At 72.6% G+C, this 14,094-nt stretch carries 13 protein-coding genes and 1 pseudogene; 10 read left to right on the top strand and 4 right to left on the bottom strand.

The genetic code is table 11. The features are described from left to right. The first annotated feature begins 57 nt into the window (after window positions 1-57). The 3 genes from QUE47_RS08860 to QUE47_RS08850 are packed head-to-tail and all read left to right on the top strand — an operon-like array spanning window position 58 to window position 1,621. The gene (locus QUE47_RS08860) at window positions 58-375 is read left to right on the top strand and encodes a type II toxin-antitoxin system VapB family antitoxin (RefSeq protein ID WP_286216987.1); all 318 of its coding nucleotides are present in this window, start codon (window positions 58-60) and stop codon (window positions 373-375) included. Continuing rightward, a complete protein-coding gene (locus QUE47_RS08855; protein WP_286216986.1) occupies window positions 372-1,016 on the top strand; it encodes a LytR C-terminal domain-containing protein in 645 nt (214 codons plus the stop codon). Before QUE47_RS08860 ends, QUE47_RS08855 begins: the two co-directional genes overlap by 4 nt. Then, window positions 1,013-1,621 (top strand): GNAT family N-acetyltransferase, encoded by a 609-nt coding sequence (locus QUE47_RS08850; protein ID WP_286216985.1) that lies wholly within the window; start codon window positions 1,013-1,015, stop codon window positions 1,619-1,621. Before QUE47_RS08855 ends, QUE47_RS08850 begins: the two co-directional genes overlap by 4 nt. Before the next feature lie 57 nt (window positions 1,622-1,678). Here the strand turns inward: QUE47_RS08850 and QUE47_RS08845 are convergent, their stop codons facing one another. From QUE47_RS08845 to QUE47_RS08830, 4 genes are all read right to left on the bottom strand, one after another. Then, complete coding sequence (locus QUE47_RS08845) at window positions 1,679-3,499, bottom strand: glycosyl hydrolase (protein WP_286216984.1); 1,821 nt, start codon at window positions 3,497-3,499, stop codon at window positions 1,679-1,681. A 277-nt stretch (window positions 3,500-3,776) separates the two neighbouring features. Next, window positions 3,777-4,508, bottom strand: a complete 732-nt coding sequence (locus tag QUE47_RS08840; protein WP_286216983.1) for an efflux RND transporter periplasmic adaptor subunit — start codon at window positions 4,506-4,508, stop codon at window positions 3,777-3,779. Then, window positions 4,505-6,259, bottom strand: coding sequence for a glycosyltransferase family 2 protein (locus QUE47_RS08835; RefSeq protein ID WP_286216982.1), 1,755 nt, complete (start codon window positions 6,257-6,259; stop codon window positions 4,505-4,507). The genes QUE47_RS08840 and QUE47_RS08835 overlap by 4 nt, the downstream gene beginning before the upstream one ends. 333 nt (window positions 6,260-6,592) lie before the next feature. Next, the gene (locus QUE47_RS08830) at window positions 6,593-7,519 is read right to left on the bottom strand and encodes an LLM class F420-dependent oxidoreductase (RefSeq protein WP_286216981.1); all 927 of its coding nucleotides are present in this window, start codon (window positions 7,517-7,519) and stop codon (window positions 6,593-6,595) included. Window positions 7,520-7,593: 74 nt separating this feature from the next. Here QUE47_RS08830 and QUE47_RS08825 point away from each other — a divergent pair, with 74 nt between their 5' ends. The 7 genes and pseudogenes from QUE47_RS08825 to QUE47_RS08790 all read left to right on the top strand — a co-directional run bounded on the left by QUE47_RS08825 (window position 7,594) and on the right by QUE47_RS08790 (window position 14,089). Further along, on the top strand, window positions 7,594-7,851 hold the full coding sequence (locus QUE47_RS08825; RefSeq protein ID WP_286216980.1) for an LLM class flavin-dependent oxidoreductase: 258 nt from the start codon (window positions 7,594-7,596) through the stop codon (window positions 7,849-7,851). Beyond that, entirely contained in the window at window positions 7,848-8,474 is a 627-nt protein-coding gene (locus QUE47_RS08820) for an LLM class flavin-dependent oxidoreductase (protein ID WP_286216979.1), read from the top strand. The genes QUE47_RS08825 and QUE47_RS08820 overlap by 4 nt, the downstream gene beginning before the upstream one ends. A 204-nt stretch (window positions 8,475-8,678) precedes the next feature. Further along, a complete protein-coding gene (locus QUE47_RS08815) occupies window positions 8,679-9,356 on the top strand; it encodes a DUF1684 domain-containing protein (protein ID WP_286216978.1) in 678 nt (225 codons plus the stop codon). Next, window positions 9,353-10,102 carry a TetR/AcrR family transcriptional regulator gene (locus tag QUE47_RS08810; protein ID WP_286216977.1) on the top strand — a complete coding sequence of 250 codons (750 nt, stop codon included), beginning with the start codon at window positions 9,353-9,355 and terminating at the stop codon, window positions 10,100-10,102. The genes QUE47_RS08815 and QUE47_RS08810 overlap by 4 nt, the downstream gene beginning before the upstream one ends. Before the next feature lie 69 nt (window positions 10,103-10,171). Further along, window positions 10,172-11,392 (top strand): acyl-CoA dehydrogenase family protein, encoded by a 1,221-nt coding sequence (locus tag QUE47_RS08805; RefSeq protein WP_286216975.1) that lies wholly within the window; start codon window positions 10,172-10,174, stop codon window positions 11,390-11,392. Window positions 11,393-11,546: 154 nt separating this feature from the next. Next, complete coding sequence (locus QUE47_RS08800; protein WP_434019664.1) at window positions 11,547-12,782, top strand: acetyl-CoA C-acyltransferase; 1,236 nt, start codon at window positions 11,547-11,549, stop codon at window positions 12,780-12,782. A 141-nt stretch (window positions 12,783-12,923) separates the two neighbouring features. After that, a pseudogene (locus QUE47_RS08790) lies at window positions 12,924-14,089 on the top strand (AI-2E family transporter). The last annotated feature ends 5 nt before the right edge of the window (window positions 14,090-14,094 follow it).

Here is a 14,094-nt window from a genome sequence, read left to right as displayed (position 1 = left end):
CTCGGGCTGTGCCCAGGTTCACAGGCACAAACGCGTCTCTCGCCTAGACTGACCGGCATGATCTTCAGGTCCGTCGGCGAGGGGCGCCCGTACCCCGACCACGGCCGGGTCACCACCCGCGACTGGTCCGACGTGCCCCCGCGCCAGGTCCGGCTCGACGAGCTGGTCACGACGAAGCGCATGCTCGACCTCGACACGCTGCTGGCGGAGGACTCCACCTTCTACGGAGATCTCTTCGCGCACGTCGTCGAGCACGACGGCACCCTCTACCTGGAGGACGGGCTCCACCGTGCCGTCCGCGCTGCGCTGCAGCAGCGCCCGGTGCTCCACGCCCGCGTGCTCGTCTCGACCACCGACGGAGGAACCACGGCGTGAGCACACCCGAACGGCAGAGCGCCCGCGCCCGACGACGGCGGCACGAGCACGAGCGGCAGGCCGTGGTGTTCGGGGTCATCATCGCCGGGCTCGCCGTCGTCGGCGTCGGTGCGCTCGCCGTCTACACGGGCGCCGTGGACTCGCCGTTCGACGAGCCGTTCTACGCTCCCGCCTCGGACCAGTCCAAGCTCGCGGTCCCGTGCGTCCCGGACGAGACGATGCCGGTCCCGTACGCCGACGTCCACGTCAACGTGCTCAACGCGTCGGGCGACGTCGGCATCGCGCGCATCACGGGCGACCTGCTCACCGACCGCGGCTTCACCGTCGACAGCCTCGGCAACGCGGACGAGACGCTCGACTTCATCGAGATCGCCACGAACGCCGAGGGCCTCCCGGCCGCCTACACGCTCGCCGCGCAGTTCGAGACCCCGGCGGTCGTCCTGGACGACCGCGCCGAGCCGACCGTCGACGTCCTCGTGGGGTCGGGCTTCTCCGGCCTCGTGGAGGAGGAGTCGGTGGGCCTCGAGGCCGACACCCCGCTGGTGAACCTCGCCGGGTGCGTGCCGGTGGACGAGATCACGCCCCGTCACCTGCCGACCCCGGAGCCCACCGTCCAGGACGACGAGGCCGCGGAGGAGTGACCGCGCAGGTCCGCCGCGCCCGGACGGACGACCCCGCCGAGGTCGCACGCCTCTACGAGATCTGCCTGCGGACCGGGGCGGACGGCGAGGACGCGACCGACCGCTACGCCGACCCACGTCTCCTGGGCGAGGTCTACCTCGGCGCGTACCTCGCGCTGGAGCCGGACCTGGCGTTCGTGCTGGACGACGGTGCGGGGCCCCTCGGGTACGTCGTCGGCACCCGGGACACGGTGGCGTTCGAGTCGCGCTGCGAGCGCGAGTGGTGGCCCGGGCTGCGCGAGCGGTACGCCGACCACGCGTTCCCGGCCGGCTCGCCGGACTCGGCGCTCGTCGAGATGATCCGCACGCCCGGTCGCACCGACGCACCGTGGCTGGACGACTTCCCCGCGCACCTGCACGTCGACCTGCTCCCCGACGGGCAGGGCGGCGGCAACGGGCGCCGCCTCCTCGAGACGCTGTTCGAGGCGCTGCGCGGCCACGGGGTGCGGGGGCTGCACCTCGGGGTGTCCGACACCAACACCCGCGCCATCGGGTTCTACGAGCACATCGGCCTGCGGCGCCTGCCGACCCCGGACGGGACCGTGCTCGGCATCTCGTTCGCCTGATCCGCCCCCGTCCTTGCCCCCTCGAAGGGGGCGCCGATCCCTCCTGATCCATGCAGGTCAGCCGGTGTGCGCCATGAGCCACGCGAGCAGGTAGCTGCGCGTGTCCCCGTCGTCGATCCGCTCGTCGGGCAGGGCGCGCGCCGCCGCCAGCAGGCGCTCCGACTCCGCGGCGTCGCCGTCTGCGGCCAGCGCCGCGTACATCAGCAGGTAGTCGCCGAACATGACGTCGTAGCCGTCGGGGTCGTCGACGAGCGCCTCGTCCAGGTTGGCCCGGATGCGCTCGGGATCTCCTGCGAGGTAGTCGGCCACGGGGTGCATCGGCAGCACGACGATCCCGAGCATCGCGCTCGGTTCGGCCGAGAACCACGTCGCCCAGTCACGCTTGCCGTTCCAGACGAGCGAGGTGACCGAGTGGCCGAAGTCCTCGTTCGCGGGATCGGCCTGGTCGAAGTCGGTCCAGTACGCCTTGGCCGACGCTGCCTCCGCCGAGAGCATCCACCGCGCGCGCTCCTCGAGCGCGGCGTCGCCGGACGCCTCGGCCCACAGTGCCAGCCCGTTCCACGCGGACACGGCCTCGGAGGCCGACTCCTGGTTGTTCCCGTCGGCGAACGGCGAGAACCCTGACGCCCACGAGTGACCCCGGTAGACGTCGAACGGCCGGGTGGCCGGGAAGTCGTCGGACGCGGCCCCGGCCGCGACGTCCGCGGCGAGCAGGTCGATCACCGGGGCGACGTCGTCGACCAGCGTCGCGTCGTCCGCCCCCAGGACCCCCGCCGCGTAGAGGAAGTACCCGTAGTGGAAATGGTGGTCGTTGAGCTCCTCGGAGCCGAACGACGGGGTCATGCCCACGACGGACCGCAGCTCGGGGTCGTAGACGAAGCAGCGGGCGTCGCGTGCCTCGCAGCCGTCGGGTTCGGTCCATTCCCGCAGCGCGGCGGCGAGGTCCTCGCGCAACGGCCCGGCGACGTCGTCCAGCCCGAGCTGCTCGGCGAGCACCAGCAGGTTCGTGTCGCGGGCGAGCGCCTTGCCCCCGAAGTAGGTGTCCGAGGGTCGCGGCTCGATCGCGGCGGCGTCGGCTCGCACCTGGTCCGCGAGCTCGTCGCGCTGCTCGTCGCTCAGCCCGTCGAGGTCCAGGGCGCCGGCCGGCTCGACCGCCGGCACCGACCAGTCGAGGGTCGTCGTGGCGCACAGCTCCACCGTGCCGGCGACCGTCGCGTAGGTCCCGAGACCGCAACCGGGGCCGGACGACGTCCCGTCCTGCTGGTGCGGCATCCGCGTCACGAGCACCGGCGAGCCGTCGGCGGTGACGTAGTCGATCGACGTCGCCGCCGTGTCGTCCGCGACCGAGTGTCGGACGTCGGTGCTCACCACGGGTTCGCCGGCTGCGGCCACGAGATCGGCCAGTGCGGGGTCGGTGGTCGCCATGCCGTCCGGGAGCGGGAACCAGGTCGCCGTCTCGCCCGCGCCGAGCGAGAAGACCGAGGCCTGCGCCCCGCTGCCCGACGCGCCTCCGTCCGTCGCACCGCCGGGCGCGAGGAGCACCCACGGACGCCCCGCGACGTCGGCGAACCAGACACCCTCCACGCCCGTCGATCCGAAGGCGACCGACGTCGTGACGGACGCGTCGGCGTCGGCGGTGAACGACACGAGAGGCGACCCCTCGGCGAGGACGACGGAGCCGACCGGTTCCCCCGTCGGGTCCAGGAGCCCGACGGTCACCGAGGCGGTGTCGTAGGCGACGACCTGGGCGTCGGCCGCCGCACCCGCGCCGACGTCCACCCCCACCTGCTGGGTGAACGGCCCGACGATCCCCGTGTCGGTCGTCGTGACGTCGGGCAGCCCGAGACCGAACCCACCGTCGGCGAGCGCGAACGCCACCGGCGACGGGAAGACCGGCTGCGGCGCGTCCCCGAAGACCAGACCCGAGAACCACCGGTTCGTCGGGGGACGAGCCCGTCGGCGAGACGCATCGCCGGCGTCGCGGCGACGCTCTCCGCCGGCAGGACCGACGGGTCGGGCTCCGCCTTGGCCGCGCCGCCGTCCGACCCCGCTGCGGAGCCGGACGGCGAGCAGGCCGACAGGACCGTGCCGAGCGTGAGGAGCACGACGATGCTGCTGAGGCCCGCCGGCCCGACCCGGGCGTGCGGGCGCGGCGTCACAGGCCGACCCGCGCGAGGAAGTCGTCGAACGAGTCCGCGACCGGGGCCAGGACCCCGTCGTCACGGAGGGCGACCGAGACGGAGACCGGGGTCCCGGGCTCGACGAGACCCTGCTCGCTGCCGCGGACGAGGTCGTCGCTGTCGATCTCGAGCGTCGCGAGCGCACGGTTCTGCGCGTTGTCGACGGAGATCGCCTCGACCTCGCCCACGATCTCCGCGTCGTTGGGCAGCGTGATGGTCGCCTCCGCACCCGTCTCGAGCCGCGCGTAGTCGCGGGGCTCGAACTCGAACGTGGCGTCCACGTACATGGTCAGCGCGCGCTCGACCTGGGCGACGACCGCGCCGTTGCCCACGAACCCGCCCACCGAGGCGGTCAGGGCGCTCACGACACCGTTCGCCGGAGCCAGGAGGGTCATGGAGCCGTGGTCGTCCAGCGTGTACGCGGGCGAGTCGGGGCTGATCAGCTCCTCCTCGAGCTGGTACTCGAGGACGGCGCTCTGCAGCGTCAGGACCGGGTCACCCTTCTTCACGTCGTCGCCCTCGTCGACCTCGATCGACGTGACGACACCCGGGTAGTCGGTCCCGACGTCCACGGGGATGCTGCGGATCGTGGCGACCTCGCTGGCAGCACGGGCATCGCGGCGGTTCAGGAGCAGCGTCATCGCGGCGACGAGCGCCACGACGAGGACGACACCGACGACGAGCTTGATGCGGACGGTCCAGGTCATGCGGCACCTCCGGTGGTCTCGGCGCGCGTGTCGGCGGCTGCATCGGCGCGCAGCTTTTCGCGGTACTCGGACCGCGTGCTGTGGGACTCCCGGAACGCCGTGATCATGAAGCCGCCGAGGATCACGGCGTTGGTGGTGTTCCACGCGAGCGCGAGGCTCAGCGACCCGCTCCCCCAGTCCTTCCACGCCCCGACGAGCGAGGTCAGGGAGAGGAACACGAAGAACAAAACCTGCGGGACGATGAAGTTGAACGGCGACGTCGGGGCCCCTTTGCGGCCCGTGACGTGCCACGCCTGCTCCTGACCGGTGAGCACGTTCCACAGCGCCCGCGTGTAGATGGGGAACGAGACCGCGGCGAGCAGCAGCACCTCCCAGCGGAACGAACCCATCGTGAACAGCGCGACCGCGATCTGCATGACGTAGAAGCCGGCGTAGAAGAACAGCCACTCCTGCCACGTGGTCGTGACCGCGACGGGCAGCAGGTCGAAGTAGATCTGCAGCGGCGGCACGAGGATCAGCAGCAGCGGGCAGATCCCGGCGAGGTAGTTGGTCGCGGTCACCATGTACTGCAGGCGCTGGTCCATGGTCAGACGGCGGCGCGGGCTCAGCGGGTTGTGCCGCAGCAGGATCTCGAACCCGCCGGTCGCCCAGCGCAGCTGCTGCTTCGAGTACGCCTCGATGGTGTCGGGGGTGTTCCCGACGGCGAGGGTCTTCGGGATGTACACGGACCGCCAGCCGGCCTCGTGGAGCTCGACCGAGGTCCACACGTCCTCGGACTTCGAGTCGGTGTGCATGCCCCCGATGTCGTCGATCGCGGCGCGTCGGAAGATGACGTTGGTCCCGACGCAGAACGCCGCGTTGAAGCGGTTGCGGCCCCGCTGGACGAACCGGTAGAAGACCGACTGCATGTACCCGGCGCCACGGGAGATCACGGTGTGCAGGTTGCCGTAGGTCTGCGGCGTCTGGACGAACGCGACGTTCTGGTCGACGAAGAAGGGCACCGTCTCGAGCAGGAAGTCGGGCTTGGCCACGAAGTCGGCGTCGAGGATGACGTAGTAGTCGCCCTTGGCGAGCGACAGCGCGTGGTTGACGTTGCCCGCCTTCGCGCCGTTGCTCGACAGCCGACGCACGTACCGCGCCCCGAGCTGGGCGGCGAGGTCCCGGACCTCGTCCGACCGCCCGTCGTCGAGCACCCAGGTGCGATGCTCACCCTTGATGTCCAGGGCCGCGCGGACCGTCTCATAGATCGTGTCGAGCTCCTCGCCGTACGTCGTGATGAAGACGTCGACGTCGACGGGCTTGTCCTCGAGGTACATGCGCCACCGGTGGGGCGAGTCCTCGGCGCCGTCGCGGATGATCTGACCCACGTCGAACAGGTGGTCCTGGGCGTGGTGAAAGCTGAAGGTGCGGGCGTCGTAGCCGCTCGCGAGGACGGTCCACATCGCGAAGAGCGCCTGGACCACGAGGATGGTCTCGGCGACGATCACGAGCGAGTACGGGAGCAGGTCGCCCCGGTTCGCGGGGTTGAGCAGGAACACGGCGTACGCGATCACGCCGATCGTCGCGACGATCACGAGGAGCATCAGGGACGGGGAGTGGGAGGCGCTGTCGGCCTGGGCGTGGCGGCGCAGGACCGCCCTCTCCTGGGCCAGCGACTCCCGGCCGCGCCGCTCCTCGAACGGCTGGGCCTGCGCTACGTACTCGGTGCTGCGGGGACTGACGACGAGGCGGTCGAACTCGGAGATGGCCATCGCGGAGGCTCGCTCTCGCTCGGACGGGACCGTCCCGGCGGCGCCGGGGCGGGCGACGGCGGCGATGGCGTCCAGACTGCGACGTCCTGGTGAAAGCGTGCGGGGTCGAGGGGCACCTGTCATGCGTGCGGCGCAGTGATCCACGTCACATCGCAGGCTGGTCCGGTCGCGCCCACGCGTCCCGGCTGGCCGAGATCGGCGGATTCTCGTCGGCTACGCCCCGGTTCTCCACGAGCCGGAAACACGCGCGGACCCGCGGTGACACGCAAAGTTCACGTGCCGCCGCGGGTCCGCGGGTGAAGTGTGTCCGGGTGCCGGACCAGCCGGCAGCCCTCAGCGGTCGAGCTGGGGCGCCACCTCGCGCGCGACGAGCTCCATGTGGTCGAGGTCGGCGAGGTCGAGGACCTGGAGGTACACCCTGTCGGCCCCGGCGGCGACCATGCCGTTGAGGGTGGCGACCGCCTCGTCGACGGTGCCCGCGACGCCGTGCTCGCGCAGCTCGTCCGGCTCGCGGCCGATCGCCTCGGCGCGGCGCCGGAACTCGGCCTCGTCCTTGCCCACGCACAGGACGAGGGCGGCCGAGTACCTGAGGTCGTCGGGACGTCGTCCGATCTCCTCGCAGGCGCTGCGGACCGCGGCGAACCGCTTCGGGATGTCCTCGATCTCGGGGAACGCCGCGTTGTACTCGCTCGCGAAGCGGGCGGCGAGAGCCGGCGTCCGGCGCGGACCGTTGCCCCCGACGAGGACGGGCACCGGCGACTGGACCGGCTTCGGGAGGGCGGGCGAGTCGACGAGCCGGTAGTGCTCGCCGTCGAAGTCGAACGTCTCGCCCTCCGGCGTCGACCACAGCCCGGTGATGACCGCGAGCTGCTCCTCGAGCAGACCGAACCGCTTCTCGGGGAACGGGATCCCGTACGCCTCGTGCTCGCGCTGGAACCACCCGGCGCCGAGACCGAGCTCGGCGCGCCCGCCGGACATCTGGTCGACCTGCGCGACCTGGATCGCGAGGATCCCGGGGTGCCGGTACGTCACCGACGAGACGAGCGTCCCCAGCTTGATGCGGCTCGTCTCGCGCGCGAGCCCGGCGAGCGTCGTCCAGGCGTCCGTGGGCCCGGGCAGCCCGTCGCCGCCCATCGCGAGGTAGTGGTCGGAGCGGAAGAAGGCGTCGAACCCGAGGTCCTCGGTCGCCCTGGCGACGGCGAGGAGCTGGTCGTAGGAGGCGCCCTGCTGGGGTTCGGTGAAGATGCGCAGATCGGTCATGCGATCGACGCTACCCGTCCGCACGACCGGGCGTCGCACTCCCGAGCCGGGCTCCGGGGCCCTACGCTCGGGTGATGCGCCTGAGCACCGTGATCCTCCCGATCTACCGCTGGCCCGAGGCCCGGTCGGTCTGGTCGCGCGCCGAGGACCTGGGCTTCCACACCGCCTACACCTACGACCACCTGTCGTGGCGCAACTTCCGGGACGGGCCCTGGTTCGGCGCGCTCCCCACCCTCACGGCCGCCGCGTGCACGACGACGTCCCTGCGGCTGGGCACGCTCGTCACCTCCCCAACTTTCGCGAGCCGGTCACCCTGGCGAAGGACCTCATGACCCTCGACGACGTCTCCGGCGGGCGGGTGACGCTCGGGATCGGCGCGGGGACGTCGTCCGGCTTCGACGCGACCGTCTACGGGGGCGAGCCGTGGAGCGCCCGCGAGCGCACCGAGCGGTTCGGGGAGATGGTCGGGATGCTCGACCGGCTCCTGACCGAGCCGTCCGTGACCGCCGAGGGCACGCACTACAGCGCGCACGAGGCCCGCACGATCCCCGGCTCGACGCAGCAGCCCCGCATGCCGTTCCTCGTGGCTGCGGGCGGGCCGCGCGGCATGCGCGTCGCCGCGCGGCACGGGCAGGGGTGGGTGACGACCGGGGCGGGCGAGGACCTGACCCCTGAGGAGTCGGCGTCGGACGTCGGCCGGCAGGTCGAGCGGGTCCGTTCCGCCTGCGCGGACGCGGGGAGGGACCCCGCCACCCTGCACACGGTGCTCCTCACCGGGTTCACGCCCGATCCGCTGCTGGACTCCGTGAGCGCGTTCGAGGAGGCCGCGGGGCGATACGCCGCGGCCGGGATCGACGAGCTGGTCGTCCACTGGCCGATCCCGGGGACCCAGTTCGCCGCCGACCAGGACGCGTTCGAGCGGATCGCGCTCGCGCACACCGGCGGGTCCCGCTGATGCTCGGTGTCCGCTGGGCGAGCGCCTTCACGGTCTTCGGCATGGGCGCGCTCGCGCTCGTCTGCCTGTTCTGGGGCGTGCTGCGCGGGCACCCTGGGCGTGGGTGCCGTGCGGCATCGCGGCGGCGATCGCGCTGCGGGAGGTCCGGCACCTGCAGCGGTCGAGGGGCGCGACGCCTCGGGACGGGTCGGCGGGAGGGACCCGATGACCGCGCCGGAGCTCGACGTCCTCGACTGGCGCCGACGGGTCCACGCCCTCTACGCGACGGTCCGCGACCTCGCGGCCGACGAGCCGTCGTCCGCCCACGCCGCCTGGGTGGCCGGGCGGGACGACCTGCTGGCCCACCACTCCGCGTCGCCGATCCTGGACCGCGCCGGCTTCACCGGTGTCCCGATGGGCGTGTACGACCCGGCGATGCGGTTCGAGTGCTCGCTCGAACCCGCCGCCGAGGACGCGACCGGGCCTGCGGAGCCGGCGCGTCTCGACGTCCCCACCGGGACGGACGGCGTCGTCCCCTTCGAGCGGGTCGGCCGGGTGACGCTCGGCGACCTCGGGACGCTCGACGTGTGGGCGCTGCGCTCGTACGGCGGCGGGCTGTTCGTCCCGGTGAAGGACGCCGGGGCCGGGACGAGCACGTACGGCGGGGGTCGGTACCTCCTCGACACGGTCAAGGGCGCGGACCTCGGCACCGCGCACTCCCGACCGGACGGGACCTCGACGCTCGTCGTCGACCTGAACTTCGCCTACAACCCGTCGTGCGCATACGACCCCGCGTGGGCGTGCCCGCTCGCCCCGCCCGGCAACGTGCTCGACGTCGCTCTCGGGTGCGGGGAACTCGTGGGATCTGACAGATCAACTCCGGGTGTAACGTCCCAAGCATGAGACGACGTGCCCACCACGACGCGGTGAACGCCGCCATCGAGCTCTTCTCCCGCGAGGGCTACGAGCGGACGACCGTCGAGGAGATCGCCGACGCCGCCGGGATCTCGCGCGCCACCTTCTTCCGTCGGTACCGGTCCAAGGAGGACGTGGTCTTCGCCGACCACGAGATCCTCCTGGAAGAGGTCGTGGTCCACCTCGCCGACTCCCGCTCGACCCCGGGCAGCGCCGACCCCTTCGTCGAGGTCTGCCGGGCGGCGCGGCTCGTGTTCGACCACCACGTCTCGCAGCCGGAGACCTCGGCGGCGCGGCACCGCCTGCTGCAGCAGGTGCCTGCGCTCCGCGACCGCGAGCTGGTCACGACCCACCGCTACGAGCGGGCCTTCACCCGCTACCTGCGCGACGTGCTGCCCCCCGAGACGCAGGTGGCGACCACGTCGGTCGCGTTCGCGGCATCCGTGGTCGCGGTCCACAACGCCGTCCTGCGGCGCTGGCTGCGCGACACCGACCAGGACCTGCGCCCGGCGCTCGAGGAGTCGTTCCGGGACCTACGCAGGGCCGCCCCGCGCGCGGCGCTACGGCCACGCGTGAGCTCCGCGACGCCGTCCGACACCGGCGACCGCACCCCGAGCGACTCGCCCTCGGGTGGCGGACGGCGCGTGGTCGTCACGGTCGTCGACCTCCCCGCCGGGGACGGACCGGTCGACACGGACGCGGTGGCCGAGGCGGTGCGCGCCGCGCTCGCCTGATCCCGGCGGACTCCAGTTCGTGAGACTCAGTATCTTGACGTGATACGGAATGTCGCGGACGATGGAGGCATGAGCACCTCCACCACCCCGCAGGAGACCCTCACCGAGCCCGACTACGGGCTGCGCACGCCGCTCGACGTCGACTACGCCGGCGCGTTCCACGCCGCGACCGACGCCGACCGCGCCCTCGCCGCCCGCATCCGGGCCTTCGTGCAGGACGAGGTGCTGCCCGTCATCGACGGCTACTGGGAGCGCGCCGAGGTCCCGTACCCGCTGATCGCCCGCATGGGCGAGCTCGACTTCCTCCGCGACTCCGTCGACGTCGACGGTCACGAGAAGATCAGCCCACTCGGCGCAGGCCTCGCCGCCATGGAGATGTCGCGCGGCGACGGCTCGGTCGCGACCATCTGCGGCGTCCAGGGCGGCCTCGCGCTCCGCTCGATCCAGATGCTCGGCTCCGACGAGCAGAAGGCCCAGTGGGCCGAGCCCATCGCCAAGGGCGAGAAGCTCGCCGCGTTCGGCCTCACCGAACCCACCCACGGCTCCGACTCCGTCTCCCTCGAGACCCGCGCCCGCAGCGTCGACGGCGGCTATCGCATCACCGGCGCCAAGAAGTGGATCGGCGCCGGCGCGAACAGCGACCTCACGGTGGTCTGGGCCCGCGGCGACGACGGCCAGGTCCACGGGTTCCTCGTGCCGCAGGACTCCCCCGGCTACGACGCGAAGGTCATCGAGGGCAAGGTCTCGCTGCGCGCGATCCACCAGGCCCACATCACCCTGACCGACGTGTTCGTCCCCGAGGAGAACGCGCTGCCCGGGGCGCGGTCGTTCAAGGACACCGGCCGCGTGCTCGCGGCGACCCGGCTCGGGGTGGCGTGGTCCGCCGTCGGGCACGCGATCGCCTGCTACGAGTCGGCCGTGAGCTACGCCAAGACCCGCGAGCAGTTCGGGCGCAAGCTCGCCCAGAGCCAGATGATCCAGGAGCGGCTCACGTCGATGCTCAGCACCCTGACGCAGATGCAGCTGCTCGCCGTGCGCATGACCGAGCTCGATGCCGAGGGCGCGCTCACCGGCCCGCAGGCCTCGCTCACCAAGTACACCTGCACCCGCGGCGCACGGGAGATCGCGTCGGTCGCCCGCGACATGCTCGGCGGCAACGGGATCCTGCTGCAGCACCGCGTCGCGCGGCACTTCGCCGACATCGAGGCGCTGCACACCTACGAGGGCACCGAGAGCGTGCAGGCCCTCATCGTCGGCCGCGACATCACGGGCGTCTCCGCCTTCGTGTGATCGGTACGCCGACCCAGATCTCGGGCCCTGACGACGGTGGGTCCGAACGGCAGGCCAGATGCCTGCCACACCCGTCCGGCGCCGCGCTCACGAGGCGCGGCGCCGGACGCACACACCCGGAACCACCCGCCACACCGAACCCCCGGAGCCATTCGTGAACCGCGACGACGCGACCACCGCCAGCACCACCCCCTCCGGATCCGCCTCCGACGCGACGACGCCCGTGCTGCTGCACGGCGCCCGGACCCCGTTCGGGAAGTTCCGCGGTGCGCTCTCGTCCCTCAGCGCGGCCGACCTCGGAGCCCACGCGATCCGAGGCTCGCTCGCCGCCGCCGGCGTCGACCCCGCGGACGTGGACGCCGTGATCATGGGCCAGGTCGTCCAGGCCGGCTCCGGCCAGGGCCCGGCGCGCCAGGCGTCGATCGGCGCGGGCCTCGGCTGGGACGTGCCCGCGACGACGATCAACAAGCTCTGCCTCTCCGGCCTGACCGCGATCATCGACGCCGCCCGCCTGGTCCGCACCGGTGAGGCGCGGGTCGTCGTCGCCGGCGGCCAGGAGTCCATGACCAACGCCCCGCACCTCATGCTCGGCTCGCGCGCCGGCGTCGCGTTCGGCGACGTGACGATGGCCGACGCCCTGACCCTCGACGGCCTGCGCGACCCGTTCGACGGCCAGCTCATGGGCGAGGCCACCGACCGCGGCTGCGCGACGCGCGAGATCGGCCGCGAGGAGCAGGACGAGTTCGCGGCCCGCTCGCACCAGCGCGCCGCCGCCGCTCGCACCGACGGCCGGTTCGCGGCCGAGATCGCCCCCGTGACGATCCGCCCGCGCCGGGGCGAGCCCGTCGTCGTCGGCGAGGACGAGGGGATCCGTCCCGGCACGACGGTCGAGTCACTCGCAGCCCTGCGGCCCGCGTTCGTCGAGGACGGGACCATCACCGCCGGTTCGTCGTCCCCGCTGTCGGACGGCGCCGCGGCAGTCGTCGTCGCGAGCAAGGCCTGGGCGATCGCACACGGCGTGCCGTGGCTCGCCGAGATCGGCGCCGCCGGCCAGACCGCCGGGCCGGACAGCTCGCTGCACAGCCAGCCCGCCCGTGCCGCGGCCCGCGCCCTGGAGCGCGAGGGAATGAAGGCCGACGAGCTCGACCTCGTCGAGATCAACGAGGCGTTCGCCGCCGTCGGGATCCAGTCGATGCAGGACCTCGGTGTCTCCCCCGACGTCGTGAACGTCGACGGCGGCGCCATCGCGCTCGGCCACCCCGTCGGGGCGTCGGGCGCCCGCATCGCCCTGCACCTCGCGCTCGCGCTGCACGCGCGAGGCGGCGGGAACGGCGTGGCCGCGCTCTGCGGGGGCGGCGGCCAGGGCGACGCGCTGGTGCTGCGCGCCTGACGCCGCCCGACGCCCGCGTGGTCTCTGCGCGGCGCGACCCGCAGGGTCGGCCCGCGCCGCGGCCGCCGTGCGTGCAGAGGCCTACCGCACTAGCCTCGGCACGCCCGGCGACCGCCGGAGCCCCATCCGGAGGACACACGCATGAGCCTGTTCGGCAGACGCACGCCGCCTCGTGAGCTCCCGAGCGCACCGGAGCGGCCGCGAGCCGAGCCCGAGACCGCACGGCACGCGACGCCCGGCCTGTGGTCGGACGGCTTCGGTCGTGTCGGGACGCGGTCGCTGCAGGTGCTCGCGGTCGTGGCGGTCGTGTTCGTCGTGGGGTTCGTTGGCACGCGCCTGACGCTGGTCGTCGTCCCCGTCCTCATCGCGCTCGTGCTCGCGGCGGCGATCTCCCCTTCGTCTCGTTCATGCGCCGCCGGGGCATGCCGTCGATGCTCGCGACGTGGATCGCGCTCCTGACGCTCGTCGCGCTGCTGGCAGGGATCGTGGCGCTCGTCGTACTGGCCGTCGTGCGGCAGTGGGACGAGCTGCAGCAGCAGGCGCTCGACGGGTTCGACTCGCTGCAGGAGTACGCGCAGAACCTGCCCTTCGGCATCACGGCCGAGCAGGTGGCGTCGGTGCGCGACTCGGCCGTCGAGCTGCTGCAGTCGAGCGCCGTGACCTCCGGCGCCCTGGCGGGCGTCTCCCAGACCGCCGACTTCGTCGCGGGCTTCTTCATCATGATCGTGGTCCTCTTCTTCTTCCTGAAGGACGGACCGGTCATCTGGGAGTTCCTGCTGCGCCCGTTCGAGGGGCACCGCTACGAGCGGGGGCGCCGCGTCGGCACCGCGACGATCAGCACGCTCGGCGGCTACGTCCGCGGGACGGCGATCGTCGCGCTCGTCGATGCCGCGGGCATCGGGATCGGACTCGCGATCGTCGGGGTCCCGCTCGTCCTCCCGCTGTCGGTGCTCGTGTTCCTGCTCGCCTTCATCCCCCTCGTGGGTGCGACGCTTGCCGGCATCCTCGCGGCGCTCGTCGCGCTCGTGGCGGTCGGGCCCGTCGAGGCGCTCATCGTGGTCGCGATCGTCGTCGTCGTGAACCAGCTCGAGGGCGACTTCCTCCAGCCGATCGTCATGGGCCGGACGCTGAGCCTGCACCCGCTCGTCATCCTGATCGCCCTGACCGCGGGGACGGTGCTCGTCGGCATCACCGGCGCCGTGCTCGCGGTCCCGGTCGCCGCGTCGATCTGGCGGGCGATCCAGGTATGGGACGGCGACGAGCTGCCCGCCCGATTCGCTCGGCAGAAGCGACCCGAGACGGTCTGACGCCG

Source organism: Paraoerskovia sediminicola (assembly GCF_030296575.1).
GTDB classification, from domain to species: domain Bacteria; phylum Actinomycetota; class Actinomycetes; order Actinomycetales; family Cellulomonadaceae; genus Paraoerskovia; species Paraoerskovia sediminicola.
This window is presented reverse-complemented; position numbering and strand designations above follow the sequence as displayed.